The 25020-nt window shown below is 57.2% G+C and carries 22 protein-coding genes; 16 read left to right on the top strand and 6 right to left on the bottom strand.

What is annotated here, in order from left to right; all coding sequences use genetic code 11:
* Nucleotides 1-31 precede the first annotated feature (31 nt).
* From LC093_RS05760 to LC093_RS05740, 5 genes are all read left to right on the top strand, one after another.
* Entirely contained in the window at nucleotides 32-484 is a 453-nt protein-coding gene (locus tag LC093_RS05760) for a YcgN family cysteine cluster protein (protein ID WP_226663130.1), read from the top strand.
* 43 nt (nucleotides 485-527) lie between these two features.
* On the top strand, nucleotides 528-875 hold the full coding sequence (locus LC093_RS05755) for a hypothetical protein (protein ID WP_226663128.1): 348 nt from the start codon (nucleotides 528-530) through the stop codon (nucleotides 873-875).
* Between the two features lie 300 nt (nucleotides 876-1175).
* The gene (locus LC093_RS05750) at nucleotides 1176-1856 is read left to right on the top strand and encodes a YEATS-associated helix-containing protein (RefSeq protein WP_226663126.1); all 681 of its coding nucleotides are present in this window, start codon (nucleotides 1176-1178) and stop codon (nucleotides 1854-1856) included.
* A 158-nt stretch (nucleotides 1857-2014) separates the two neighbouring features.
* Nucleotides 2015-2860: an AAA family ATPase gene (locus LC093_RS05745; RefSeq protein ID WP_226663125.1), complete on the top strand. Its 846-nt coding sequence runs from the start codon at nucleotides 2015-2017 to the stop codon at nucleotides 2858-2860.
* 96 nt (nucleotides 2861-2956) lie between these two features.
* Nucleotides 2957-4138 carry a vWA domain-containing protein gene (locus LC093_RS05740; protein WP_226663122.1) on the top strand — a complete coding sequence of 394 codons (1182 nt, stop codon included), beginning with the start codon at nucleotides 2957-2959 and terminating at the stop codon, nucleotides 4136-4138.
* A 184-nt stretch (nucleotides 4139-4322) separates the two neighbouring features.
* Here the strand turns inward: LC093_RS05740 and LC093_RS05735 are convergent, their stop codons facing one another.
* Nucleotides 4323-5804, bottom strand: a complete 1482-nt coding sequence (locus LC093_RS05735) for a peptide MFS transporter (protein WP_226663121.1) — start codon at nucleotides 5802-5804, stop codon at nucleotides 4323-4325.
* Nucleotides 5805-6010: 206 nt separating this feature from the next.
* Here LC093_RS05735 and hrpA point away from each other — a divergent pair, with 206 nt between their 5' ends.
* From hrpA to LC093_RS05700, 7 genes are all read left to right on the top strand, one after another.
* Complete coding sequence (hrpA, locus tag LC093_RS05730; protein ID WP_226663113.1) at nucleotides 6011-9931, top strand: ATP-dependent RNA helicase HrpA; 3921 nt, start codon at nucleotides 6011-6013, stop codon at nucleotides 9929-9931.
* A gap of 295 nt (nucleotides 9932-10226) precedes the next feature.
* Nucleotides 10227-10535, top strand: a complete 309-nt coding sequence (locus LC093_RS05725) for a hypothetical protein (protein WP_226663111.1) — start codon at nucleotides 10227-10229, stop codon at nucleotides 10533-10535.
* A gap of 88 nt (nucleotides 10536-10623) precedes the next feature.
* The gene (locus LC093_RS05720) at nucleotides 10624-11511 is read left to right on the top strand and encodes a DUF692 domain-containing protein (RefSeq protein WP_226663109.1); all 888 of its coding nucleotides are present in this window, start codon (nucleotides 10624-10626) and stop codon (nucleotides 11509-11511) included.
* Nucleotides 11501-12319 (top strand): DUF2063 domain-containing protein, encoded by an 819-nt coding sequence (locus LC093_RS05715; RefSeq protein WP_226663107.1) that lies wholly within the window; start codon nucleotides 11501-11503, stop codon nucleotides 12317-12319. The genes LC093_RS05720 and LC093_RS05715 overlap by 11 nt, the downstream gene beginning before the upstream one ends.
* A 253-nt stretch (nucleotides 12320-12572) precedes the next feature.
* The gene (locus tag LC093_RS05710; RefSeq protein WP_226663106.1) at nucleotides 12573-13514 is read left to right on the top strand and encodes a VacJ family lipoprotein; all 942 of its coding nucleotides are present in this window, start codon (nucleotides 12573-12575) and stop codon (nucleotides 13512-13514) included.
* Between the two features lie 101 nt (nucleotides 13515-13615).
* Nucleotides 13616-14815, top strand: a complete 1200-nt coding sequence (locus LC093_RS05705; RefSeq protein ID WP_226663104.1) for a PP2C family protein-serine/threonine phosphatase — start codon at nucleotides 13616-13618, stop codon at nucleotides 14813-14815.
* Between the two features lie 281 nt (nucleotides 14816-15096).
* Nucleotides 15097-15645: an STAS domain-containing protein gene (locus LC093_RS05700; protein WP_226663103.1), complete on the top strand. Its 549-nt coding sequence runs from the start codon at nucleotides 15097-15099 to the stop codon at nucleotides 15643-15645.
* Nucleotides 15646-15810: 165 nt separating this feature from the next.
* Here LC093_RS05700 and LC093_RS05695 read toward each other — a convergent pair whose 3' ends face one another.
* The 5 genes from LC093_RS05695 to LC093_RS05675 all read right to left on the bottom strand — a co-directional run bounded on the left by LC093_RS05695 (nucleotide 15811) and on the right by LC093_RS05675 (nucleotide 20342).
* On the bottom strand, nucleotides 15811-16263 hold the full coding sequence (locus LC093_RS05695) for a TerB family tellurite resistance protein (protein WP_226663101.1): 453 nt from the start codon (nucleotides 16261-16263) through the stop codon (nucleotides 15811-15813).
* 30 nt (nucleotides 16264-16293) lie between these two features.
* Complete coding sequence (gene tal / locus LC093_RS05690) at nucleotides 16294-17238, bottom strand: transaldolase (protein WP_226663100.1); 945 nt, start codon at nucleotides 17236-17238, stop codon at nucleotides 16294-16296.
* A gap of 98 nt (nucleotides 17239-17336) precedes the next feature.
* Nucleotides 17337-18272, bottom strand: coding sequence for a tRNA dihydrouridine(20/20a) synthase DusA (gene dusA, locus LC093_RS05685; protein WP_413231493.1), 936 nt, complete (start codon nucleotides 18270-18272; stop codon nucleotides 17337-17339).
* Between the two features lie 185 nt (nucleotides 18273-18457).
* A complete protein-coding gene (locus LC093_RS05680) occupies nucleotides 18458-19666 on the bottom strand; it encodes a glycerol-3-phosphate dehydrogenase/oxidase (protein WP_226663095.1) in 1209 nt (402 codons plus the stop codon).
* Complete coding sequence (locus LC093_RS05675; RefSeq protein ID WP_226663092.1) at nucleotides 19650-20342, bottom strand: glycerophosphodiester phosphodiesterase family protein; 693 nt, start codon at nucleotides 20340-20342, stop codon at nucleotides 19650-19652. Before LC093_RS05675 ends, LC093_RS05680 begins: the two co-directional genes overlap by 17 nt.
* Before the next feature lie 280 nt (nucleotides 20343-20622).
* Here LC093_RS05675 and motA point away from each other — a divergent pair, with 280 nt between their 5' ends.
* Genes motA through LC093_RS05655 form a run of 4 tightly spaced genes read left to right on the top strand, consistent with a single transcriptional unit; the run spans nucleotide 20623 to nucleotide 25016 of the window.
* Nucleotides 20623-21507 (top strand): flagellar motor stator protein MotA, encoded by an 885-nt coding sequence (gene motA / locus LC093_RS05670; protein ID WP_226663090.1) that lies wholly within the window; start codon nucleotides 20623-20625, stop codon nucleotides 21505-21507.
* Complete coding sequence (gene motB, locus LC093_RS05665; RefSeq protein ID WP_226663088.1) at nucleotides 21504-22367, top strand: flagellar motor protein MotB; 864 nt, start codon at nucleotides 21504-21506, stop codon at nucleotides 22365-22367. Before motA ends, motB begins: the two co-directional genes overlap by 4 nt.
* Nucleotides 22367-24508, top strand: a complete 2142-nt coding sequence (gene cheA, locus LC093_RS05660) for a chemotaxis protein CheA (RefSeq protein ID WP_226663086.1) — start codon at nucleotides 22367-22369, stop codon at nucleotides 24506-24508. Before motB ends, cheA begins: the two co-directional genes overlap by 1 nt.
* 13 nt (nucleotides 24509-24521) lie before the next feature.
* Entirely contained in the window at nucleotides 24522-25016 is a 495-nt protein-coding gene (locus tag LC093_RS05655) for a chemotaxis protein CheW (RefSeq protein WP_226663084.1), read from the top strand.
* Nucleotides 25017-25020 lie beyond the last annotated feature (4 nt).

The raw sequence follows: 25020 nt of genomic DNA, 5'->3' as shown, positions 1-25020 counted from the left end.
CGGTGGCCGGGCTAGGAAAGAAGGTGATGCAGTGGTAAGTCAGAGGCCCTTCTGGCAGCGCAAGAAACTCGACGAGATGACCGAATCTGAGTGGGAGTCCCTTTGCGACGGTTGCGGCCGCTGCTGCCTGCACCGGCTGGAAGACGAAGACACTGGTGAGGTTTACACGACCTGTGTTTCCTGCCGGCTACTGGATACCCACAGTTGCCGTTGCACCAACTATCCGCAGCGTAAAAAGCAGGTTCCGGACTGTATACAGCTCCAGCCCGCTGATGTAGCGAACTTTACCTGGCTGCCGGTTACCTGTGCTTACCGCACGCTTGCCGAGGGGCGGCCACTGGCGGACTGGCATCCATTGATATCCGGCGATCCAAACTCCGTCCATGAGGCCGGAATTTCGGTGCAGGATAAGGTCGTCAGTGAAGAGAATGTGGACCCGGAGGACTATGAAGATCATATAGTCGTCTGGGTTGGCGACGAATAATCTAACGAGCGAATAAGCGAACACTATGGTTGAAGAATTTAAATTGGCCTGGCTCATATACGTCGGCGGGGTGGTGGTGTTACTGGCTGCAGGCTGGTGGTTCATGCGCAACTGGGGGTGGTCATGGTTGCGCAACCTGATCCTGCTGGAAGCTGCCGTCGTGTTATTGATACCGGCCCATGGCACTGTCGCTGAAGCACCGCCGATTCCACTCCTGCCACTGTTTGTTTACCAGATGGTGTTTGAAGAAAACGGTGCAACACCTGAGGTATCCGCAAGCCTCGTGTTTTCGGCTGGCGGTGCTTTTGCCGTGATGCTGGTTGTTGGCATCGTTATGTTGCTGATGCATCGACGTAAAGATCGCCGTATGACAGAAAGCGACCAGTACTAACCTGCAGGTCAGTACTGACTGACTGTCCTGATTTCTTCCTGCCGGGCTATCTGGCATCCGGGCGCGGAAAACCGCGCCAATCCTTCCCTCCTTTTTCCTTTTCTGCCGCACCGATATCGGGGCAGCTGCTATATCTAATAGAGCCTGTTCATAGCTCGGTTGTTGTATTGTGACTGGTCGAGCAGTTTGGTTGTTTACCGGTCGTCGACAGCGCGGACAGGCAGGGATAAAGAAAGAATCAGACAAAACACAAAAAGTGCCGCAACTGGCATTGGTTGTACGACTGACGAAGGGATAGGGATGCTCGACCATCTGTTAATTCTGACCGCTGTGATGTTGGTATCCGGTATCCTTGGTGGCCTGGTCAACTACTACCAGATGCTGTTTACGGAAGAAGATCCTGCCGGCCTGGCCCGCTGTCTGATCATGGGCCTGTGTGGCGCTTTAATGGTGCCGATTTTCCTGAAGTTCACCCAGAGTGATCTGTTGATCGAAATTCAGGGTGATCCTTCCCGCTTGTTGATTTTTACCGGTTATTGCCTGCTCGCAGCCATCGCCTCGCGTATGTTTGTGTTCAATGCTGCGCGTCGCCAGCTGCGGGATGCGAGTATCGCCCGCGCCCGGGTTGAAAATCTGGAGCAGGAGATCCGCGCCATGCAGCTGGAGATGATGCCCCTGCTGGAGCATGAAATCGAAGGTGACCCGGACCAGGGCCCGACACTGGATTTCAACCAGATCCGCAAGCTGGATGACAATGCATTGCATGTACTCAGCCTGTTGAATAATGGTGACTGTGTGTTCCGATCCCTCGCAGGAATGGCACAGGAAGGGGGCATGGAGACCAATTCCGCTGCGCGCGCTCTGAATAGTCTGTTGGTACTGGAGATGGTTGGGAAGATCCACAGCCACCTGGGTATCCGCTGGTACATTACTGACAAGGGACGCCAGGTCGTGCGCCGCCGCCGCGCCCAGGTTGCCTGACTACCCGTTCAACACCTCCACTGCTGTTTGGTACTTCGCGCCTCACCCGGGCTCGAGAGCTTGCTGCAGTCATTCATTCTGACAGATTCCGCCTTTGGCGAGGCTCTGCCCTTCCTTTACCATGGTCCCATTCCTGATAAATCTATTCCGGAGCGACCATGAAATTCACGGGAACAGACAGTTACGTTGCCACGGGCGACCTGCAGATGGCGGTAGACGCGGCAGTGACGCTGCAGCGGCCACTGTTGATCAAGGGCGAGCCCGGTACCGGTAAAACACTGTTGGCGGAAGAAGTGGCGAGCAGTCTGGGGCTGAAGCTGATCCAGTGGCATATCAAGTCGACCACTAAAGCCCAGCAGGGACTTTACGAGTACGATGCGGTTTCCCGACTGCGCGATTCACAGCTGGGCGTGGACAGGGTTCACGATATCGGTAACTACATCAAAAAGGGCAAGCTCTGGGAGGCCTTTGAGGCTGACGAGCGCGTAGTACTGCTGATTGATGAGATTGATAAGGCTGACATCGAGTTTCCCAACGACCTGTTGGTAGAAATCGATCGTATGCAGTTTTATGTGTATGAAACCGGTGAAACGATTTCTGCCAGGCACCGTCCGATTGTGATTATCACGTCGAACAATGAAAAAGAGTTGCCAGATGCATTCCTGCGTCGCTGTTTTTTCCATTACATCAGCTTCCCGGATCGGGAAACCATGCACAAGATCGTGGACGTGCATTACCCGGACATCAAGAAAACCCTGGTGGCCGAGGCAATGGATGTGTTCTTCCAGATCCGCGATGTCCCGGGCCTGAAGAAAAAGCCCTCCACTTCCGAGCTGATTGACTGGCTGAAGCTGCTGATGGCAGATGATATTTCTGAAGAGGTTTTACGCAACCGCGATACGACTTCGGCGATTCCTCCATTGTACGGTGCATTGCTCAAGAATGAGCAGGACGTACATATGCTGGAGCGGCTCGCTTTCATGGCTCGCCGAGAAAACCGCTAATCCCCCTGTAGGAGCCTGCTCGCAGGCGAACCCGCTCCGAGCCATTCGCTTGCAAGCAAACTCCTACGCTACCATCTGAATCTCCGGGGAAACCCAATGCTTATCGGATTTTTCCTGAATTTACGCCGTTACAACCTGCCGGTATCCATTACCGAATTGTTGCCTCTGTTGGAGGCACTACAGCAGCGGCTGGTCTACGCGAATCTGGATGATTTTTATTTCCTGGCGCGTACCTGCCTGATCAAAGATGAAAAACACTTCGACAAATTTGATCGGGCTTTCGCGGCCTATTTTAACGATCTTGAAACTCTCGACGATGTTCTGGAGCAACTGATTCCGGAAGACTGGTTGCGGGCGGAGTTCGTAAAGCAGCTGACGGAAGAAGAGAAAGCAAAGATCGAATCGCTCGGTGGTTTGGAAAAACTGCTGGAGGAGTTCAAGAAGAGGCTGGAAGAACAGAAAGAGCGTCACAGCGGCGGCAACCGTTGGGTCGGCACTGGTGGCACCAGTCCGTTCGGCAATAGTGGTTACCACCCGGGTGGCATTCGCGTGGGTGGGCAGAGCCGCAACAAATCCGCATCCAAGGTGTGGGAGAAACGGCAGTACCGCAATCTTGATGACAGCATTAGCCTTGGCACGCGTAATATTCAGGTGGCACTGCGGAAGCTGCGCAAGTTTGCGCGCAGTGGTGCGGCGGAGGAGCTGGATCTCGACAAGACGATTTCTTCGACCGCGCGCAATGCGGGCCTGCTGGATATCAGGATGGTGCCGGAGAGGCACAATGCGGTAAAGGTACTGATCTTTTTTGACATAGGTGGGTCCATGGATCCCTACGTCAAACAGTGTGAAGAGCTGTTTTCGGCGTGCCGCAGCGAGTTCAAGCACCTGGAGTATTTCTATTTCCACAACTTTATCTATGAACATGTGTGGAAAGATAACCAGCGCCGCTACAGCGAGTCGACGCCTTTGGTGGAAGTGCTGCGGACGTACGGCAAGGATTACAAGGTGATCTTTGTCGGGGATGCCTCTATGGCGCCCTATGAAATCAGCAGCCGGTTCGGCAGTGTCGAACATATGAACGAGGAGCCGGGTGCTGCGTGGATGCAGCGGGTTACGAATACCTACGACAAGCTGGTCTGGCTAAATCCAACGTCGGACGAATACTGGCAGTACACCGCCAGTATTGGCATGACCCAGCGCCTGGTGGATGGGCAGATGTACCCGATGACCATAGAGGGGCTGGATAAGGCGATTGCCTATTTGGTTAAAGGGCGCTGACAGATTCGACAGATCCCAAGGCACTTTGAATATCTACGGTGGCGGCAAGGCACCGGGTGTAGGTTTTCATGACCGGGCTGGGCGCCCCCCCTTCAATACATCCCTGTACGCTGCGTCGGCGACGTCCCTGTCGCCGACGCTCCCGGCAGCGGCACCGCCACGACGGTAATTCAAAGCACTATGCTCACTCCCCAAACTTCCGTTGCGGCGCGCCCTCGTGATCCGCAGTAATACCGAACTCTTTCTTGGTGGTGTCTTTAACCTCGGTATGTACTTCTTCGGCACCATGCATCCAGTCGACAAGCTTGTCGCGCAGGAAAAACAGGATGATCCCCGCGGCAATTGCCGCAATCGCCACACCGCCAAAGGTCGCCAGGGGGCCGGATTCGCCCACCAGCTTACCGATTTCCGCCGCTCCTTTGTTGGCAATGCCGATAAAGGCAAACCACAGTCCCATCATCAGTGACAGGTAACGCAGGGGGGAGAGTTTGGTGACCATCGACAGTCCGATGGGAGAAAGACACAGCTCACCAATGGTGTGGAAAATGTAGGCGACCACCAGCCACCAGGGACTGGCCTTGATGGTTTCCGAGTCGCCAATCTGCAGTGCGGCGCCGACCATGGATACGAAACCCAGGCCGAGGAAAATCAGGCCCATACTGAATTTCGCCGGTGAACTCGGTTCGTTGGATCCGAGCCCAACCCAGATACTCGCGACGATGGGCGCGAGGATAATGATGAACAGTGGATTCACCATCTGCAGCCAGCTCGCCGGGATTTCGAAGCCGAAAATATGCAGGTCGGTACTGTACTTGGCGAACAGGTTCATGGAGCCCGCCGCCTGCTCAAACCCGGCCCAGAAAATCACCGTAAACAGGCCCAGGATCAGGATGACCTTGATGCGGTCCCGTTCCTCGGGGGTCAGCGGGCGTTTTTTGTCTTCAGCACTCAGGTTCGGCGTGAGCCCCAGCTTGGCGGACGGCTGATTGCCGATTTCCCCGAGAAACTTGTCGGACTGGGTAATCTGCAGGATCAGGCCCAACAGCATACCGAGGCCTGCCACCACAAAGGCCAGTTGGTAATCCACTTTTTCGCCGATCCAGCCGATCACCAGATACCCCAGGATGGAGCCCAGGTTGATCCCCATATAGAAAATCGTGAATGCGGTGTCGCGGCGTTTGTCGCCTTCCTCGTAGAGGTCGCCGACCATGGTGGAGATGTTTGGCTTGAAGAAGCCATTACCGATAATCATCAGCGCCAGGCCGAGCCATAACATGTACAGCTCGGTGCCGTCTGGCAGCCACTTGTGGGGGAAGCCCATGGCAAACTGCCCCAGCATCATCAGTACACCACCAAACATGATGCAGCGGCGCTGGCCCCACACATTGTCCGCCATCCAGCCGCCGATAATCGGCGTGAGATAAACCAGCATGGCGTACCAGCCCAGGTAGCTCAGGGCCTTCGACTGGAGTTCGGTATCGGAAAGATGTTGCCAGCCAAATACCGCCGCCGTGGCAGCGGAGGTCAGGTAAAACACGAATATGCCGCGCATCCCGTAGTAACTGAGACGCTCCCACATCTCGGTACCGAACAATAAAAACAGGCCTTTGGGATGACCGAGCATTTCCCCGGCGCTGGCCGGGGGTTTTGGCTTGAGGTCTTGCATGGGGTTCCTCTCGCTGGCGCCAGACGATGTCACGTTGTCTGTGATTGGGAAACTGTCGCGCATTGGTCCCGAATACGGGGTTGTAATGCGCGTCATTGCCCTGAGTATAGGTCACGAGTAACGCCAGCAAGTGTAGGGACATACGTGAGCAGTCCCAGCAGGTATAATCGCCCGTTTGCCGTTTTTTACCGAACCAGCAGTCACGCATGAGCCAAGATCCTTCCCGTCAGACCCTTCAGCAGCTAGAACAGCAGATCGCCCAATGTATGGGGCGGGATCGCTTCCGCCTGCGGAAAAGTGTTACCAATGCCCGCCGACGTCTCAAAGAGGGCAAACCGACGGATCGGATACTCGGGCAGCTTGGGGCGCAGATCGCTGAATCTGTAGCGTTGGCCGAAGCCCGCCGGGGAAAGCTGCCGCGAATCGAGTGGCCGGAAGGTCTTCCGGTGGTGGCGCGCCGGGAGGAAATTGCCGAACTGATCGCGGAGAACCAGGTTGTTGTGGTCGCGGGTGAAACCGGATCCGGTAAAACGACTCAGTTACCCAAAGTCTGCCTTGAATTGGGACGGGGTATTTACGGTCAGATCGGCCATACCCAGCCGCGCAGGATTGCCGCGCGCACAGTGGCCAACCGTATCGCAGAGGAGCTCGGACAGTCGCTTGGGGACTCTGTGGGATATCAGGTGCGCTTTACCGATCAGAGCACCGAGCATACACACATCAAGCTGATGACAGACGGTATCCTGCTGGCTGAAATCCAGCGCGATCCGCTGCTCAACAAGTACGACACGCTGATCATCGACGAGGCCCACGAGCGCAGCCTCAATATCGACTTTCTCCTGGGCTACCTGAAGACCATTCTGCCCAAGCGTCCGGATCTCAAGCTCATCATTACTTCCGCCACCATCGACCTGGAAAAGTTTTCCCGGCACTTTGACGATGCGCCGATTATTGAGGTTTCCGGGCGCACCTACCCGGTTGAGATTCACTATCGGCCGCCGGTGGATAGCGATGCGGATCTCAGCGAGCAGGTCATCACCGCGGTTGAGGAGTTACTGCAAGAAGAAAAATTGTCCCCCCGCCGCGGCGGCGACATTCTCGTGTTTATGAGTGGCGAGCGGGAAATTCGCGAGTGCGCCAAGGCACTGCGCGATGCGCAGCTGCCCCATATTGATGTACTGCCGCTGTATGCGCGCCTGAGCCTGGCCGAGCAGAGTCGGGTATTCGCGCCGCACAAAGGCCGCCGGATAGTACTTGCGACCAACGTGGCGGAAACCTCGATCACCGTGCCCGGTATCCGCTATGTGATCGACCCGGGAACGGCGCGAATCAGCCGCTACAGTTACCGCAGCAAGATTCAGCGCTTGCCGGTCGAGGCGATATCCCAGGCCAGCGCCAATCAGCGGGCTGGACGCTGTGGCCGGGTCAGTGCCGGTGTGTGCGTACGTCTGTACGAAGAAAACGACTTCGTGCAGCGCCCGGAATTTACCGATGCGGAGATCCTGCGTACCAACCTGGCCGCCGTGATCCTGCAGATGCTGCAATTGCGGATTGGCGATATCCGCGATTTCCCGTTTGTTGATCCGCCGGATCAGCGCCTGATCAACGATGGCTACAGCCTGCTACAGGAACTTGAGGCAGTGGATGCCGGGGGCAAGGTAACCACCCTCGGGCGCGCGCTCTCGCGCTTGCCGCTGGATCCGCGATTGGGACGCATGCTGATGGAATCCGGGCCCAGTGGCTGCCTCCGCGAGCTCCTGATCATTGTGAGTGCGTTGGCGGTACAGGATCCCCGTGAGCGCCCGGCGGAAAAGCGCCAGGCGTCTGACGAAAAACACAAACAGTGGTTACACGAGCAATCCGACTTCCTCACGCTGGTCAACCTGTGGGATGGCTTCGAGGCCCAGCGCCAGGAACTCAGTCAGAACCAGCTGCGCAAATGGTGTCAGAAGAACTACCTGTCGTGGCTGCGATTGCGAGAGTGGAGGGATATCCACCACCAGCTACGACTGGCGATCCGGGACCTGAACCTGGCGATGAACAAGGAGCCGGCCAACTACGCCGGCGTACACAAAGCGATATTGCCTGGCCTGTTGGGCAATATCGGCGTGCGGGATGAAAACAAGGAGTTTATCGGTTGCCGTAACCGCCGTTTCCATATCTTTCCCGGTTCCGGGCAGTTCAAGAAACCGCCGCAGTGGGTGGTGGCCGCGCAGCTGCTGGAAACGAGCCGTCTGTTCGCACATACGGTGGCGAAAATCGAGCCCGAGTGGGTACTGGCGTGCTCCGCTCACCTGGTCAAACGCAATTACTTCGAGCCCCATTACAGCCCGCGTTCCGGCGCGGTGATGGCGTTCGAGAAAGTTACACTCTACGGACTGGTGCTGGTCGACAAGCAGCGGATTCACTTTGGCAAACTGGACCCCGTAACCGCACGCGAGGTTTTTATCCGCGAGGCACTGGTCGAGCGCCGCTACAAAGGCAAGGGCAAGTTCTTTACCCACTATGGTGACCTGCTGGAAGAGCTGGAAGACCTTGAGGCCAAATCCCGGCGCCGGGATATCGTGGTTGATGACGAGGTGGTGTATCGCTTTTTCGACGAGCGCGTGCCCGAGGAAATCGTGAATCTCGCCGGGTTTGAAAAATGGCGTAAAGGCGCTGAACAGAAAGATCCCGAGCTTTTGTTCATCCCGCGGGAGCTGATGATGCAGCAGGATGCGGGCCATGTGGGCGAGGCACAGTTCCCCGACCATTTGAACAGTGGCGGCATCGAGTACCCGCTGAGTTATCACTTCGAACCGGGCAGTGCGGAAGACGGTGTGAGTATTCTGGTACCGGTCGGGGCCCTGCACCAGACTCCGGCGGCGCGCCTGCAATGGGTTGTACCGGGCATTCTGCGGGACAAGTGCATCGCGCTGGTGAAAGGCTTACCCAAGCAGTACCGCAAGCACTTTGTGCCGGTTCCGGCGGCGGTGGATAAAGCATTGCCGCGCATGCAGGCGGGGAATACCCCCCTGTGGCAGTCCCTGTCCCATGAACTGAAACGCCAGACCGCAGAGAATGTGCCAGAAGATGCCTGGCAGGCTGCGGAGGCGGGTCTGGAAGACTTTTATCGATTCAACATCCAGGTGCTGGATGAACGTGGCAAGTTGCTGGATCAGGGGCGAGACCTGGATGTACTACAGGCCCGCTACCGGGATCGGGTACAGCAGGAACTGGCCAGTGCCGGAGACAGTTTTGAACAGGAAGGTATTACCAGTTGGGAATTTGGCGATCTTCCCCTCACTCATCAACTGGACCAGGGCGGGCTCAAGGTGCGGGCTTACCCCGCCTTGATTGCCGGCAAGGACAGCGTCGACCTGAAACTGCTGGACAACCCCGAAGAAGCGCGTTGTCTTACCAGGGCCGGTATCTGCCGGCTGGCCATTCTGCACCTGCCAGAACCGGTGAAATACCTGCGCAAGGAGTTGCTGAAAGGCAAGGAGCTGGGGCTGAGTGCCGCGGACCTGGGACGGCGCGAGGACGTAGCCGACGATATCCTGATGGCTGCTGTGCGGGAGTGCTTCTGGGGCGATGAGAACTGGCCGCGTACACAGGCGGACTTTGTCGCGGCGCTGGAAAAGCGCGAGCAGTTGGTGGCGGTCGCCCAGGAAATCGCCGATGTCCTGCTCAAGGCGCTCACCCAGCTGGTACCACTGCGCAAGCAAATCAAGCAGCAGAAGAACCTGGCGGTGGCGCTTGCGGTGGCTGATATCAACCGGCAGCTTGGTGGGCTTTTCTTCCGTGGCTTCCTGTTTTTAACGCCTCTCGAATGGCTGCGTCAGTACGGCCGTTATCTCAGGGGAATTCAATTGCGGCTTGAAAAGGCTGCGCTTGATCCAAACCGCGACCGTCGTCTGATCGCGGAGCTGCAGGATGTACAGGAGCCTTACGAAGCGCTGATCGCAAAGATCGGCGGAGAGGAAGCGCCGCTATTACTGGCTGGGGCCCCGGAGCTGGTTGAGTACCGGTGGATGCTGGAAGAGTTTCGCATATCCCTGTTTGCGCAAACGCTGAAAACGTTAATGCCGGTTTCGGCCAAGCGTTTGCGTAAAAGTTGGACTGAAATAGCTGCGTCCAGGGCCTGAGTCATTGCTTCCTCCGCGCAGCGCTATCGACCTGACAGCGCTGCCAATTTCTGCTGCAAAAACGTTTCCGAAAAAAGTACGCTCATTGTAAGAAACGCCACAGGTGGTACGACAAAGTAGCGACCGGATTCACAAATCCGGCAATATTCAGCAGACATGCATCGGGCTAAAGAACCAGACCCAGGCTCTGCTGGTCTCAATCCGACACCATTCCCGTTTCAGCTAACTATAATGCGGGAACGGCGGATTTCACGCCGTAAGGTGTTATTACTGCTTTCCAAACTGGAGAACCGCTATGACCAAGAAAAACCTGCCTCTGGCTGCCGCTGTTGGTGCTGCATTCCTGGCTTCTGCTTCCATGAGCGTGACGACTTCCGCTAACCCTTTTGCCGCGGAAGAACTTTCTTCGGGATACAACTTGGCCATGGCCGACGATGATAAAAAGAAAGAGGGCAAGTGCGGGGAAGAGAAAAAGAAAGAAGGCAAGTGCGGGGAAGAAAAAAAGAAAGAGGGTAAATGCGGCGAAGGCAAGTGTGGAGAAGGCAAAAAGAAAGAAGGTAAATGTGGGGAAGGGAAAAAGAAAGAGGGCAAATGCGGCGCTTGAGTCGCTGAGCTTTCCCAAGGCAGGCGGCAACCCGCTTTGGGGGGCCGCCGCTTGAAACAATAATCGCGGGCGAAGATTTCAGGCAATCATGGTAAATACACAAAGGCAGTATCCTGTTCAGGGTGCCGGACTCGGCCTTCGCCGCTCGATGATGGACGAGTCGTTTTCTCCGGGGCACGTGGATTTCCTCGAGGTGGCGCCGGAGAACTGGATCGGCGTTGGTGGCCGCCTGGGGCGCTGGCTTCGTGAATACACTGAGCGTTTCCCGTTTGTGATCCATGGCCTGTCACTCTCTATCGGATCCCCGGCGCCGCTGGATGAGACGCTCATTCGCGATGTCAAAAAATTTATGTCGGATCACGATATTCGCTGTTATAGCGAACACCTGAGTTATTGCTCTGATCACGGCCATCTGTACGATTTGCTCCCGATTCCGTTTACGGAAGAAGCCGTGCGCTATGTGGCGAAGCGTATCTGCAGGGTTCAGGACATTCTGGAGCAGCGCATTGCCATGGAAAACGTTTCTTACTATGCGGCTCCCGGACAGGAAATGACTGAGCTGGCATTTCTCAATGCGGTACTCGAAGAAGCGGATTGCGACCTGCTGCTGGATGTGAACAACATCTACGTCAATGCCATCAATCACCGTTATGATCCGCACGAATTTCTGAATGCCCTGCCGGCGGAGCGGATTCGATACGCGCACATAGCCGGCCATTTCGACGAGGCGGACGATCTCAAGGTAGACACCCATGGCTCGCCGGTGATTGATCCGGTGTGGCAGTTGCTGGAAAGCGCCTACGATCATTTCGGGCCGATACCGACACTGCTGGAACGTGATTTCAATATTCCGCCAATGCCCGAACTGCTGGCGGAAGTTGAACGTATACGGCAGTTTCAATACGACGCCGCGTCAGTGGCAGAAAAGTCTGAAGCACGTGGAAACTTACCGGGAGCAGCTGTCCATGTCCGGTGAAGATGTCTGGGGCAGTGACGGCGTTGAGGCCGGGGGCTTTCGCGGCCTGCAAAAAGCATTTGCCGCGCACCTTCGGTTCCCGGAAAAAGTCGCCGCGCCTGTGGATATCGAGCCCCGCCGCGCGCAAATATACCGGGATCTGATCTACAACAATATCGAGTCCTTTGTGGCCGGTGGCTTTCCCGTATTGCGCAGCCTGTTTGATGACACACGCTGGCATGTGATGGTCAGGGATTTTATTCACCGGCATCAATCGGTCAGTCCTTACTTCCTGGAAATAAGTCAGGAGTTCCTGCGCTACCTGCAGGATGAGCGCGGGGACCATCCGGACAGTGCCCTGGATCCATTATTCCTGCTGGAACTCGCGCATTATGAATGGGTCGAACTGGCGCTGGATATCAGCGGTGAAGAGTTTCCGGATGGGCTGGAACTGGAGGCCGATCTGGAGGGGGTGCTCCGCGGTGTGCCCGTGGCGTCGCCGCTGGCGTGGAGCCTCAGTTATAGGTATCCGGTACACAGAATAGGGCCGGCGTATCAGCCCGTCGATCCGCCGCAAATACCCACTTTTCTGGTTGTGTATCGCAATCGCGCTGATAAAGTGGCGTTCCTCGAGGCCAACGCTGCCACAGCCCGGCTGTTGCAATTGATTGAAGAACCGCCAGAAGGCGGGCTGAAAGGCCACCAGTTGCTCAACCAGCTGGCCGGGGAAATGCAGCACCCGGATCCCGACCAGTTTGTACAATTTGGTGCAGGATTGCTCCACAAACTGCTGCGACTGGAGATTCTCGCGGGCGTGCAGCCCGTCTGAGAGCTGGGGTTAGCTGCTATTCTGGTTAGTGATCCAGCAGCTCAAGCACAACGTAATTCAACGCCCGGATGGTGATGTCCCCGGCGGGACAAAAGGGTTTCCGCCACCTCTCTTCTAGAGAACCCTCTAGAGAATCTTCTGGAGAAGACAGGCGTCACCTCTGGCCAATTCACAACGCTCGGCGTTAAAATCCCGACATAAATCGTAAAACTCTGTTTTGAACAATCAATTATCCAATGCGAGGAGCAGGGACTTGCTTGTACGCACTCATACAATCGCCTTGATGCTGTCCGGTTTACTGGCGGCTCCTTTGGCAGCGGCGCAGGATGCGTCGGATCCATTTGGTTCAGATCCCTTTGAAGAGACCCCGGCGGAAGCGCCGGCGGTAACGGATGAAGCGCCGGCTGATCCCTTCGATCCCGAGGGAGAGCCGAGCAGCGCGGATCAGGAAGCCTCTGATACAGAAGTGGCGGATACCGATGGTTTAGGCTCGGACCTGGAAGACGAATACGGCTTCGATCCTGCCGACGAATTCGCCAGCGCTGAAGAACCAGAAGACCGGGATCCGTGGGAAGGCTTCAACCGCGCGATGTTCCGTTTCAATGACGCCGCCGATCGCTGGTTTCTGAAGCCGGCTGCGACCAGTTACCGCCAGATAACCCCGATCTTTATGCAGACGGGCGTATCGAACTTCTTCTCCAACCTGTATGAAGTCAACAACGTATTCAACGATGTGCTGCAGTGGAAATGGGGACAGGCAGGGAATGATACTGGCCGCTTCCTGATCAACAGTACCGTTGGCCTTGTAGGCCTGTTTGACGTCGCCCGCCATATGGGGCTTGAGGCCAGCGATGGCGAAGACTTTGGCCAGACGCTGGCAGTGTGGGGCGTGCCCTCGGGGCCTTACCTGGTGCTGCCAATGATGGGACCGTCTACGGTTCGGGATGCACCCGCCAATGTGGTGGAGTGGTACACCAATCCGCTGACATATATTGACGACCAGTCGGCGGAGTACACGTTGAAAGTCGTCAATGTGGTGCAAATCCGTGCGAGTCTGTTGCAGGCCGAGGCATTACTTAAAGGCGACAGATATGTGCTGATGCGTGATGCCTACCTGCAGCGTCGGGAATTCCTGATCAACGATGGTGAGACCGAAGACGATTTCGGTGGCGACATGGATGAATACGATTTCTGACATGTTGGCTGCAAAACCGATATCCGTAGCGATGGATATCGGTTTTTGTTCTTACGGGCACCGTTTATCGTGGTCAGGCAATGCTCCTCAGGGAAAGTCATATGCATGAACCGACAACCGTGCCCGAACCTCACGCCCTTCTACTGACCGGTCCCGGTCAGCCCTCCCGGGAACTGGTGCAATCCGCACTGGTTCGCCTTGGTTATTCCGTAACGACTGCCGAAAGCGGCATCGAAGCTATTGGGCAATTTGTCCCCGGCAGGCATGAGTTAGTGATTACCGACCTGCACCTTCCTGATGTTGGCGGCCTCGAGGTGTTGCGCAAGGTCAAGCACCGCTCCCCCGATACTTCTGTCGTCGTGCTTGCCTCGAATAGTGAAGTCAATGATGTGGTCCAGGCGCTCCGCCTTGGTGCCAGTGACTATGTACTGACTCCCATCACCGATGCCAGCGTGATCGAGCATGCGATACGGCGTATCGCAGAGGCTCGGGATCTGGCCAGGGAGAACCGTGCATACCGGGAAGAGCTGGAGGTGCGCAACCGCGAGCTGCACGAACATATTGAGCTGCTGCAGCGGGATCACGAGGCCGGGCGACAGCTGCAGCAGCATTTGTTACCGCGCACCCCTTATGATTACCCGGCGGGTATTCAGGCTGAATACCGCCTGCTGCCATCACTCTATCTGAGCGGCGATTTTATTGACTACGGCCTCTTTGGTGAGCGCTTTATCGCCTTTTATCTGGTGGATGTATCCGGACACGGGGTGTCGTCTGCACTGGTCACTGCGCTGATCAAGCATTCGATCATGCACCTGTTGCGGGAGCGCCCGCTGTTCAGTCAGCTGGATACCATCGATAGCGACCTGATTGAAATCCTCGAGCTGATAAATAACGAGCTGCGCGGCACTCACCTCGACAAGCACGCGAGCATGTTTGTGGGGGTGGTAGACAGCCGTGCGAGACAGTTGCACTACGCAGTTGCGGGGCAGGTGCCCATGCCGGCCCTGGTGACCGAAGAAGGTGCACACTGGCTGACGGGCAAAGGGCGACCACTGGGGCTGTTTAAAACCGGTGGCTGGGAAGTGCGCCATTGTGTGTTGCCTGTCAGCTGGCGGCTCGTGGCGTGTTCCGACGGAGTACTGGAGTTGCTCAAGGGCGACCTGCTGAAAAGAGAGGCGGACCTGCTGGCCAAGATCAATCAGAGCCGGGGTGACCTGGCTAGCCTCTGCTCGGCGTTGAAAGTGGATACCGCTGAGTCCTTTCCCGATGACATCACAATCCTCACCCTGAGGCAGAACTAGGCGCATTTAAGGCCCAAATCTTGCTAAATATTTTGCGGCTGTGTTCATGAGCCATTCATGCGGTTTGCAGGAGACTGCCGGTATGGATGGTGAGTGTTGGCTGGGTAGTCACAGGTTGGTAGCTGGCGCCATAGTACGGTGCTCTTGTCAGTCGCGGTTCGCAGGAGTAAGCTCCGCCCACTTTCGCGTTGAACTACCCTTGCACAAGGAACTGTGCGCGGCCAAAAGTCGCAAATTTACATTCTCACACCCAAATCGGGGCGAGTGGCACTGAGACGGGTGTGTCTGAGGTTACTATGCAGTCCGGGCAGATAATGGTTGGCGATCACCAGGGCATTTATGTCGTAAAGCTGGTGGGTGATGTGCGTCTCAACCTCTGTACTACCTTCGATAGCTACATCAACAAGATGTTCGCTCACGGCGATTTTCGCGGTGTCGTGTTTGACCTGAATCAGGCTGAGGGTGTCGATAGCACCACACTGGGCCTGATGGCCAAAATCGCGTTTCGCTGTGAAGAGCGAGGCCGAATGAAGCCTCTCGTGCTTTGCGAGAACAGGGGGCTGCTGCGCCTGCTGGATTCCATGGGGTTTGAAGAACTGATGGATATCAACGGTGAAGTCAACGAAGAGACTTACCCGGTGGAACCTGTCGCCCTGAAATGCAATACGCCGGATGAGCAGGCTGCGCGCGAAATGGTACTCGAGGCACACCGGGTATTGATGAGCATGAATGAACAGAATGCGGAAACCTTTCGCGATCTGGTGCATGCGCTGGAATCGGAGCAAGAGGCTGCTCAGCCAGTGCAACACAAGTCCGTGGCGTCCCGCTGATTACTGCAAATCAAGGCCGTGTAACGAATCCCGTCCTGGGGTCCGCTTTTGCGGTTAATTCGCCCACACTCTCCTGACCGTTACTTCTTACAGCGCCGGCCCCGAAAGGTGCTGAAAGCGCATCAGGATTTATTTTTCCGTCTTTTCCCTGCGAAGCAGGGGAGATCAGTTGTCTCCCCGGGCTTCCGCACGTGCACGTGTAAACAGGCCGTGGGGAAGGTAGATCAGCTCGGAAACGCGGCGGATCAGGTGCTCCTCGAATGCATCGATTTCTCCATCCGCAAAGGCGACCTGCCACATTTGCTTGATCAGCTGGTACTTCTCCTGATCGCTGAAATGGTCGTTTACCGTCTGGGTAAATTCATACAGTGACGTGGCCTCATTCCGCTGTTTCAGGGCACGCTCGATCATCGCCTGGGCGGTATCTACATCCAGGCGGTAATGCTCCTGTAGCAACCGCACCAGAGCCGCATGCTCACGCTCGTCTACCTTGTGATCGGCAGTGGCAATTTCAGCGAGCAGCGCCGCGCTGATCATGCGGACATCCATCTCCTCGCGGATCTCCACATCCTCACCGCGCCCAATCTGATCAAACAGCTTGCGGATCTGTTGCAGCATGAATAAGGCCTTGCTTGATAGTGCGCCGCGTTAGCGCTGTTGTTCCAGTAATGCTTCCAGTTTCAGCTGGTCGGCAACAAAGTTGCGAATGCCCTCGGCCAGTTTTTCGGTCGCCATGGCATCGTCATTCAGCTGATAGCGGAATTCCGCTTCACTCAATGCCGCAGCCGGTGCCGGCTGGCTGGCCACTTCGCTTGGCAGGCCTGCGGCCAGGGTCCCTTCATCATCCTGCAGTTCCTGTAGCAGCTGCGGGCTGATGGTGAGTTTGTCACAGCCGGCGAGCGCTTCAATTTCGCCGGTATTGCGGAAGCTGGCGCCCATAACGATGGTCTCGTAACCGCGGGATTTGTAGTAGTCGTAGATGCTGGCCACTGACAGTACCCCGGGGTCATCTTCGGCAGTGTAGTCGTTGCGACCAGTGCTGGCTTTGTACCAGTCCAGAATACGGCCGACAAATGGGGAAATGAGGGTGACGCCGGCTTCGGCGCAGGCCACCGCCTGGCACTGGCTGAACAGCAGGGTCAGGTTACAACCGATACCCTCTTTTTCCAGAATGGAAGCGGCCTGAATGCCTTCCCAGGTAGAGGCCAGTTTGATCAGTACCCTGTCGCGGTTGATACCTTCCTGCTCGTAGAGTGCAATCAAACGGCGCGCGTAATCGATACTGGCGCGGGTGTCGAAAGACAGGCGCGCGTCGACCTCGGTGGATACCACCCCGGGAACAATTTTCAGAATTTCTACACCGATGGCTACAGCGAGCTTCATGGCGGCCTGTTGCACAATATCGCCGCCGGCACTATGCGCCCACTGCAGCGCGGATTTCAGATGATCCTGGTACTGGGGCAGCTGCGCTGCTTTGTAGAGAAGTGACGGGTTGGTGGTGGCATCCTGCGGGTGATAGCGGCGGATGGCCTCGATATCACCGGTATCGGCTACCACCAGGCTGCGCTGCTTTAATTGCTCCAGCTTATTCATTTGTGTGTCACTCCCTCGTTTATCGATTGGCTGCCAGTTGGCGGCAGCTTACTGCAAAAATTGTCTCGGCCGCCCCTGGGGGCTCGCTTTAGATCGCCTTACGCGGCCTCGCTCACCATCGCCAGTGCCTGCTCCAGAACTTCCGGGCCGGCACCTTCGCGATAGGCGTTTTCGCTCAGGTGGCGGCGGAACCGGCGAGCGCCGGGCACCCCCTGATATAGCCCCAGCATATGCCGGGTGATATGGCTTAAACGCTGGCCCCTGGAGAGCTCGTGCTCGATATAGGGCAGCATCCCGGCGACGGCCTGGGCGGGCGTTGGGCCGGGGGCGCCGCCAAACAGAGCACTGTCTACCTCGGCGAGCATAGCCGGCGTCTGGTAAGCCGCGCGCCCGAGCATAACACCATCCAGTTGCGATAAGTGTGCCTGGCAGTCGGCGATGGAGTTGATCCCACCGTTCAGTACGATCTCCAGCTCGGGATAGTCCCGCTTGAGCTGATACACCATATCGTATTTGAGTGGGGGTACTTCCCGGTTTTCTTTTGGGCTGAGACCGTTCAGCCAGGCCTTGCGTGCGTGCACGATAAAAGTACTGACACCGGCAGCCGCCTGGGTTTCCACAAAACGGGTGAGGCCGGGGTAGTCTTCCATATCGTCAATGCCGATACGGTGCTTGACCGTTACAGGAATCGAAACCGCACTGCGCATGGCGGACATACATTCGGCCACCAGATCCGGCTCCGCCATCAGGCAGGCGCCAAAGCGGCCTTTTTTGACCCGGTCACTGGGGCAGCCGCAATTGAGATTCACCTCGCTGTAGCCCCACTCTTCCGCAATGGCCGCGCAGCGTGCCAGATCCTCGGGGTCACTCCCTCCCAGCTGCAGGGCGAGCGGTTGCTCGGCGGCGTCAAAGTCCAGATGACTCTCACGATCGCCAAACAAGATAGCCCCGGTGGTCACCATCTCGGTGTAAAGCAGGGCTTCCTTGGTCAGTAGCCGCCAGAAATAGCGGCAGTGGCGGTCGCTCCAGTCCATCAGGGGGGCAGTGCAGAAGCGGTGATTGACCGGCTGGCGGCTGTCGGCAGTGGATGGAGGGGCGTTTCGGGTTGAGTTCTCTGGAGATTCAGACATAAAGGGGCAAGAGGGGATGCAGATTAAAAACTTGCCGCATTATAACTTTGTTCGCACTCAGTCCCAGCCTGACTGCGGTTGGCGACCAATTAAAGATTGCGCTCTTCCGTAGAGGCCTCGCGGTCAGCGTGGATGTTGGCTTCCGGGAGTGGCGGTTGGTCAGGGGCATCCAGTAAGGGTTTGAGGATTTTCGCTACCTGCCGTGCGGTAGCCCGGTAGCTCGTCAATTTTCCGCCTGCCACGGCTACTACCCGAGGCTGTTTGGGGTTATTGGAGCAAATCATGGTCTCGCGACTGCGTGCAAAAGGGCTGGATGCTGAGTGTGGGAGAACGCGCAGGCCGGCAAAGCTGTCGCTGAGTTCGTGCAATTGCAGTGGGCGGGTCTCCGGGAAGTACTGCTTCAGGGTGCGCAGTAGATAGGCCTTTTCTTCCAGGGTCGGTGTGACTTCACCGGGAGCACCCCGGTAGGGGCGCTCGGTGGTGCCGACGAGGGTTTCTCCCTGCCATGGCATCACAAATATTGCGCGTCCGTCTTCAGCTTCCACATAAAAAATCTTGTTGGCGAGTTTCAGCGGCACCTGGATATGCGTGCCGGCGACGAGCTCCAGCGATGGCAGTTTGGCGCCCGGTGAACATTTGCTGTTCGTTTCTTCTATCCACGGGCCGGTGCAGTTGACCAGCGCCTTGCAGTGCAGTGTGCCGAGTTGGCCTTCGGAGAAATAGTCTGCGCGAACGAATTTGTCTGTCACTTCCGCGCCGACGAGACTGCCGGGGCAAATCAGTTCGGCCCCGGCGCGCTGGGCATTGCGGATGACTTCATGGGTAAGGGCGGCGTCGTCAGTCTGTGCGTCGTAATAGCGGTAGACCGCCAACAGGTCATCGCTGTTGAGGCCGTCGAGTTCTTCCCAGTCGGAAATGTTCAGCGCCTTGAACCGGGAGTAGGGGTTGAGCAGTCCTGCCAGCAGAGCGTAAATGCTCAGTCCCAGCCGTACCTTCCACGGCGCGCGCTTGCTGTGGCGATACACCGGAATAAGAAAGGGCACCATGTGCACCAGATCCGGCTTGTGCGCCAGCAACCATTTGCGTTCTTTAAGGCACTCGTAAACCAGGGAAAACTGCCCGCTCTCCAGATAGCGCAAGCCGCCATGAATGAGTTTTGATGAACGCGATGAGGTGCCGGAGGCGACAGCTTCCTGCTCCAGGATGGCAACGCGGTAGCCCGCAGCGGTCAGCGCTTCGGCGACGCCGGCGCCCTGAATGCCGGCGCCGACCACCAGCACATCATATTCCATAGACATTGCTGGCTTCCCTGGAACGCATCAGAAGTGGCAGGTTTCCGGTGAGTAAATGGTGGGCGCCGCGGTGGTGCCAGTGTACGGCTTCCTGCGTGGTGTTGATTTCGTGTACCACCCATTGCCAGGGACCGGGTGGAAGCTCCTGGCGGTCGACGCAGGCGTGATCGATCAGTAGATAATCAGGCGCCAGAGTAACCACTTCGGCGGACAGGCAGCGGGCCACGCTGGGTATGCGCAGAGCAACCTGGTCAAACCCCATGCTGCGGGCCAGACGCAGGCTGCGAATGTCATTGGTCTGTAGCACGAACATGTCGAGATTGTTGAGAACTTCTTTCTTGATACGCGCAATGGCCATTTCTGCGCCGATTCGCTCCAGGGTTGCGGCATTTACTTCAACGAACCATTCCAGATGACGGTGCCGGGTGGACCAGTCCGCCAGCTGGGCGAGACGGCAGATGGGCAGGGTTTCCAGAGCCGGGTTGCGATTCTCGTGTAGTGGGCCTTCGATATTTGTATCCGGGAACTGGAGTTCTTCGCCGTGAAAGCACCAGGGGGTGCCTTCCTCGCTGAACTGCACTTCGGTAGCAATTGCGCAGGCGCCGAGTCCATGAGCGGCCTCGAAAGCCGCGAGGGTGTTTTCCGGGTGGTGGATTTTGTCGCCTAAATGAGCAATCAGCATGCGCGGTGAATCCGGGTAAAGGGTGGGCTTATTGTCTGAGTGACCCGTGCCGCGGTATTTCCGGCAAGCCGCTTGCAGGAAAGTCCATACATAAAAGCGCTCGCGGAAAGGCGTTTGGGGCATCGCTCATGCGGCCGGGTCTCATAAAAGAAAATAGTTCCTGCAGCGCGCCTTGCAACTCGGAATTTGCAACTCTGGCGTGGGGACACTTGTCTCGAGTTTTATTCGTTCGATTGCTCTCAAGCTCCCTCGAAAACGGCCGATAGCATAGTCAGATGGTATGGGTGAGAGGGCCGTTTTCGTGCTGATATTTATCGGATTCATTATTGTTGCGATCTCGGTCTTCGGGGGATTCGCCATGTCTGGTGGACACCTGGGACCTTTGTACCAGCCGATGGAGTTCCTCATTATCGGGGGCGCTGCGCTGGGATCTTTTATTGCCGCGAACAATGGCAAGGCCATCCGCGCAACCGTGCGCACCCTGTCCCGCCTGAAGCGTTCGACCAAATACGACAGAGCCGTGTACATGGAGCTGATGGCACTCCAGTACAAGCTGTTGTGGAAGATGCGTCGCGACGGTGCCATCGGCATTGAGAAAGACATTGAGGCTCCCGCCGACAGCGAAATATTCAACGAACACCCCCGGCTTCTCCAGGACCCGATGATCATGGGATTCACTACCGACTACCTGCGCCTGATGGTGAGCGGCAGCATGGATCCTATGGAGGTGGACGAATTGATGACCCATGAAATCGAAGCGTTTGAGCATGAAGCCCGTGTACCGGCCGATGCCTTGCTCAAGGTGGGGGATGCGCTGCCAGCATTTGGCATCGTAGCTGCGGTACTGGGGGTGGTGAAGGCTCTAGCTTCCGCAGATGCCGGTGCCGGCGAAATCGGCCTTATGGTCGCGCATGCCCTGGTCGGTACCTTTGTCGGCATCCTGTTGGCATACGGGTTTGTCAATCCGCTGGCCAGTCGTATCGAGCGCCAGGTGCAGGAGGCGGTAAAAGTACTCCAGTGCATCAGGGTAACGTTGCTGGCCAACCTCAACGGTTACGCGCCACAGCTGGCGGTGGAGTTTGGCCGCAAAACCCTCGATACCTCTGAGCGCCCGACCTTTGGCGAGCTAGAGGAACATGTTCGCCCGACGCTTTCCGCCGCATGAATACCGCAGCCCGCCGCGTCGTCATAAAACGCCCGCGCAAAGTCCGTGAAGGGCACCATGGCGGCGCCTGGAAAATTGCCCTCGCGGATCTCATGACCGCCTTGATGGCACTGTTTCTGGTGCTTTGGATTGTTTCCAACGCCTCGCCGCAGGAATTGCAGGGCTTGGCGGAGTACTTCCGCACACCGCTGGCGGTTGCCCTGAGCAACGGTGATCGCGACAGCGCCAGTACCAGTGTGATTCCCGGTGGTGGTACTGACCCCGCGCATGTCAGCGGCGAGCGTGCGCGGGTCGATCTGCGCACCCAGCGCCTGCCCGATGACGTGCGCCGTTCCCTGATGGAGCTGCGTTTTCGTATCGAGAGCATGATCCAGGGCGACCCGGAACTGTGGGAGATGCGCGAGCAGGTGCGTTTTGAGTTCACCCCGGAGGGCATGCGGATTCAACTCCTGGATACCGAGCAGCATTCCATGTTCGAGCTCGGCAGTGACCGGCTCGCGCCACACCTGCGACAGATGATTCGCGCCGTGGCACCGCTGCTGAACGAGCTGCCCTACGCAGTCAGCATCAGTGGCCATACCGATAGTTTGAATTACGCCGCGGGTGACGCCGGCTACAGCAACTGGGAGTTATCCGCCGGGCGTGCCAATGCCTGCCGCCGGGAGCTGGTTGCCGGCGGCCTGGACAGCAAAAAAATGTTACGGGTTGTCGGCATGGGTGACCGGGTACCGATTCCCGGCAGTAACCCGGGCGATGCCGTGAACCGACGGATCAGCCTCGAAGTACTGAGTGACACCGCAGCCATGCGGATACGCTCGGGCGGAAGGGCTGAGCCACTGCAACCCCTGCAGGAGCGATGATGGATATCACAGATTTTTATGACACGTTTTTCGAAGAGGCCGGTGAGCTGCTCGAAGAAATGGAGCAGCACCTGCTGGAACTGGATGTGGACTCCCCGGATCCGGAACAGCTCAACGCGATTTTCCGCGCGGCGCACTCCATCAAGGGGGGAGCGGGCACCTTCGGTTTCGAAGCGCTGCAGCGCACCACGCACTTGCTGGAAAACCTGCTCGACTACGCCCGCAATGGCGAACTTACTTTGCGACGCGATCTCATCGACGTATTTCTGGAAACCAAAGATATGCTGAACGACCAACTGGACGCCTATCGCCAGAGTTCCGAGCCTGATCCCGAGGCGCTGGAAAGAATTTGTCAGGTCCTGCGCCAACTGGCGCTGGAAGAAATTGGTGAAGAGGCGGATGTCGGTGGCGCAACGGCGGTCCCACAACAAGCCCCCGCCCAGCCCGAACCGCAAGCACAGCCGGAACCTCAAGCTCCGGCGACAGTCGCCGCGGCTGGTGGCCATTTCTGCGTGGCGTTACTCAACGTGGCGGAAAAGGATCGCCGCCTGCTTATCGACGAACTTTCCCACCTGGGCACAGTGAAATCCGAAAGCGGTGACGAAAGCCGCTACGAAGTGATGCTGGCGTCTTCGCTCAGCAGTGACGATATCGAAGCGGTGATGTGTTTCATCGCGGAGCCGGAGCAGCTGCAGATCACCTCGGTAGCCGACGAGGCAGTTGTGGCGGAAAACGCGCAGGAGCCGGTGCAGGCAGAAGCACCTGCCGAGACCGAGAGCAAAGACGCAGTACCCGAGCCAAAACCCGCGGCCGCCACTGGCGAAAAGCGTGCAGCGCCTGCAAAAGCGGCAAAAAGTGCTGGCGAAAGCGCCTCCATTCGGGTGCCGGTGGCCAAAGTCGATCAGATTATCAACCTGGTTGGCGAGCTGGTCATCACCCAGTCAATGCTCGATCAGGTTGCTGAAGAGGCCGACGGCAAGCGCGATGGCAAACTTACCAGCGGTCTCAGCCTGCTGGCGCGCACCGCGCGGGACTTGCAGGAGGCTGTGATGTCGGTGCGCATGGTGCCGATGGATTACGTTTTCAGTCGTTTCCCGCGTCTGGTACGGGATCTCGCCAGCAAGCTCGATAAAGACGTCGAACTGGTTACGGAAGGCAAATCCACCGAGCTGGATAAGGGACTTACCGAGCGCATCATTGACCCGCTTACACACCTGGTTCGCAACAGCCTTGACCACGGCATCGAAACACCCGCGCAGCGCGAAGCTGCGGGCAAGTCCCGCACCGGTAACCTGTTGCTGTCTGCGCAACACCAGGGCGGCAGTATTCTGATTGAAGTGAGCGACGACGGTGGCGGTCTCAATCGCGACAGGATTCTCGCCAAAGCCCAGGCCAACGGCCTCAATGTTTCAGAAAACATGAGCGACGAAGATGTCTGGCAGCTGATTTTTGCTCCCGGTTTTTCCACCGCGGCGGAGGTCAGTGATGTTTCCGGCCGCGGTGTTGGTATGGATGTGGTCAAGCGCAATATCGAGGCCATGGGCGGACACGTGGAGATTCTCTCGCGCCCGGGCCAGGGGACCACTACGCGTATCGTATTACCGCTGACACTGGCAATTCTCGATGGCATGTCTGTGCGGGTCGGTGAAGAAACCTTCGTACTGCCGGTGAGTGGTGTCATCGAATCCCTGCAGCCGCGGGAGGACGATCTTTACCCGATGGCCGGCGAGGATTTGCTGCTCAAAGTGCGCGAAGACTACCTGCCACTGGTTGCTGTACATACCGCGATGGATGTTCGCGCTGCAGTCACGGATCCGACACAGGCCATCGCCGTGATCGTGCAGGGCCAGGGTCGCCGCTATGCGCTGCAGGTGGATGAACTGGTCGGCCAGCAGCAGGTTGTGGTTAAAAACCTGGAAACCAATTATCGCAAAGTACCGGGGGTATCCGCGGCGACCATTCTGGGCGATGGCAGTGTGGCATTAATTCTCGATATCGCGGATCTGCACCGCCTGCACCAGAGCAAGAAAACCCACGGCGCCTTTCACGGCCAGCCCCAGCAGGGTATGCCACAAGCATTTAATCCCGCATCCGCCACGCATGACGCGGGGATGCAGTCACCGGTTTCCCGCACTCACTAAGAGGTAGAAATCCATGAGTCACGTTAGTGCTCCAGAAAAGAATTCGGCCGCGGCCAGGGATCGAGAATTCCTGGTGTTCTCCCTCGGCGACGAAGAATATGCCATCGATATCCTCAAGGTGCAGGAGATTCGCGGTTACGACAATGTCACCCGGATCGCCAATGCGCCGGACTTTATAAAAGGGGTTGCGAACCTGCGCGGCGTTATCGTGCCAATCGTCGACCTGCGGATTAAATTCCGCCTGTCCAACGCGGTCTATGACGAGCAAACGGTGGTAATCGTCGTCAATATCGCTGATCGCGTAGTGGGTATCGTCGTGGACCGTGTTTCCGATGTAATGACCCTGAATGCAGAGCAAATCAAGCCGGCCCCGGAATTCGGGGTCAGCCTGCCGCTGGATTACATCAGCGGTCTGGGCAATCTGGAAAATCGTATGCTGGTGTTGGTAGATATCGAAAAACTACTCACCAGTCAGGAAATGGCACTGGTAGCGGAAGCCGGAGAGTAAATTT

Source organism: Microbulbifer aggregans, from assembly GCF_020524005.1.
GTDB classification, from domain to species: Bacteria; Pseudomonadota; Gammaproteobacteria; order Pseudomonadales; family Cellvibrionaceae; genus Microbulbifer; species Microbulbifer aggregans_A.
Note: the sequence above shows the minus strand (reverse complement) of the source record. Positions and strands in the feature narration are given on the sequence as shown.

Excerpts from the sequence above, each read along its gene's own strand:
- LC093_RS05705 (WP_226663104.1), top strand. The coding sequence starts at position 13,616 with ATGCATGAACCGACAACCGTGCCCGAACCTCACGCCCTTCTACTGACC.
- LC093_RS05740 (WP_226663122.1), top strand. The coding sequence starts at position 2,957 with ATGCTTATCGGATTTTTCCTGAATTTACGCCGTTACAACCTGCCGGTA.
- LC093_RS05735 (WP_226663121.1), bottom strand. The coding sequence starts at position 5,804 with ATGCAAGACCTCAAGCCAAAACCCCCGGCCAGCGCCGGGGAAATGCTC.
- LC093_RS05675 (WP_226663092.1), bottom strand. The coding sequence starts at position 20,342 with ATGCTGATTGCTCATTTAGGCGACAAAATCCACCACCCGGAAAACACC.
- dusA (WP_413231493.1), bottom strand. The coding sequence starts at position 18,272 with ATGGACTGGAGCGACCGCCACTGCCGCTATTTCTGGCGGCTACTGACC.
- cheA (WP_226663086.1), top strand. The coding sequence starts at position 22,367 with ATGGATATCACAGATTTTTATGACACGTTTTTCGAAGAGGCCGGTGAG.
- LC093_RS05655 (WP_226663084.1), top strand. The coding sequence starts at position 24,522 with ATGAGTCACGTTAGTGCTCCAGAAAAGAATTCGGCCGCGGCCAGGGAT.
- motB (WP_226663088.1), top strand. The coding sequence starts at position 21,504 with ATGAATACCGCAGCCCGCCGCGTCGTCATAAAACGCCCGCGCAAAGTC.
- hrpA (WP_226663113.1), top strand. The coding sequence starts at position 6,011 with ATGAGCCAAGATCCTTCCCGTCAGACCCTTCAGCAGCTAGAACAGCAG.
- LC093_RS05745 (WP_226663125.1), top strand. The coding sequence starts at position 2,015 with ATGAAATTCACGGGAACAGACAGTTACGTTGCCACGGGCGACCTGCAG.
- LC093_RS05725 (WP_226663111.1), top strand. The coding sequence starts at position 10,227 with ATGACCAAGAAAAACCTGCCTCTGGCTGCCGCTGTTGGTGCTGCATTC.
- tal (WP_226663100.1), bottom strand. The coding sequence starts at position 17,238 with ATGAATAAGCTGGAGCAATTAAAGCAGCGCAGCCTGGTGGTAGCCGAT.
- LC093_RS05715 (WP_226663107.1), top strand. The coding sequence starts at position 11,501 with ATGTCCGGTGAAGATGTCTGGGGCAGTGACGGCGTTGAGGCCGGGGGC.
- LC093_RS05695 (WP_226663101.1), bottom strand. The coding sequence starts at position 16,263 with ATGCTGCAACAGATCCGCAAGCTGTTTGATCAGATTGGGCGCGGTGAG.
- LC093_RS05680 (WP_226663095.1), bottom strand. The coding sequence starts at position 19,666 with ATGTCTATGGAATATGATGTGCTGGTGGTCGGCGCCGGCATTCAGGGC.
- LC093_RS05750 (WP_226663126.1), top strand. The coding sequence starts at position 1,176 with ATGCTCGACCATCTGTTAATTCTGACCGCTGTGATGTTGGTATCCGGT.
- LC093_RS05720 (WP_226663109.1), top strand. The coding sequence starts at position 10,624 with ATGGTAAATACACAAAGGCAGTATCCTGTTCAGGGTGCCGGACTCGGC.
- motA (WP_226663090.1), top strand. The coding sequence starts at position 20,623 with ATGGGTGAGAGGGCCGTTTTCGTGCTGATATTTATCGGATTCATTATT.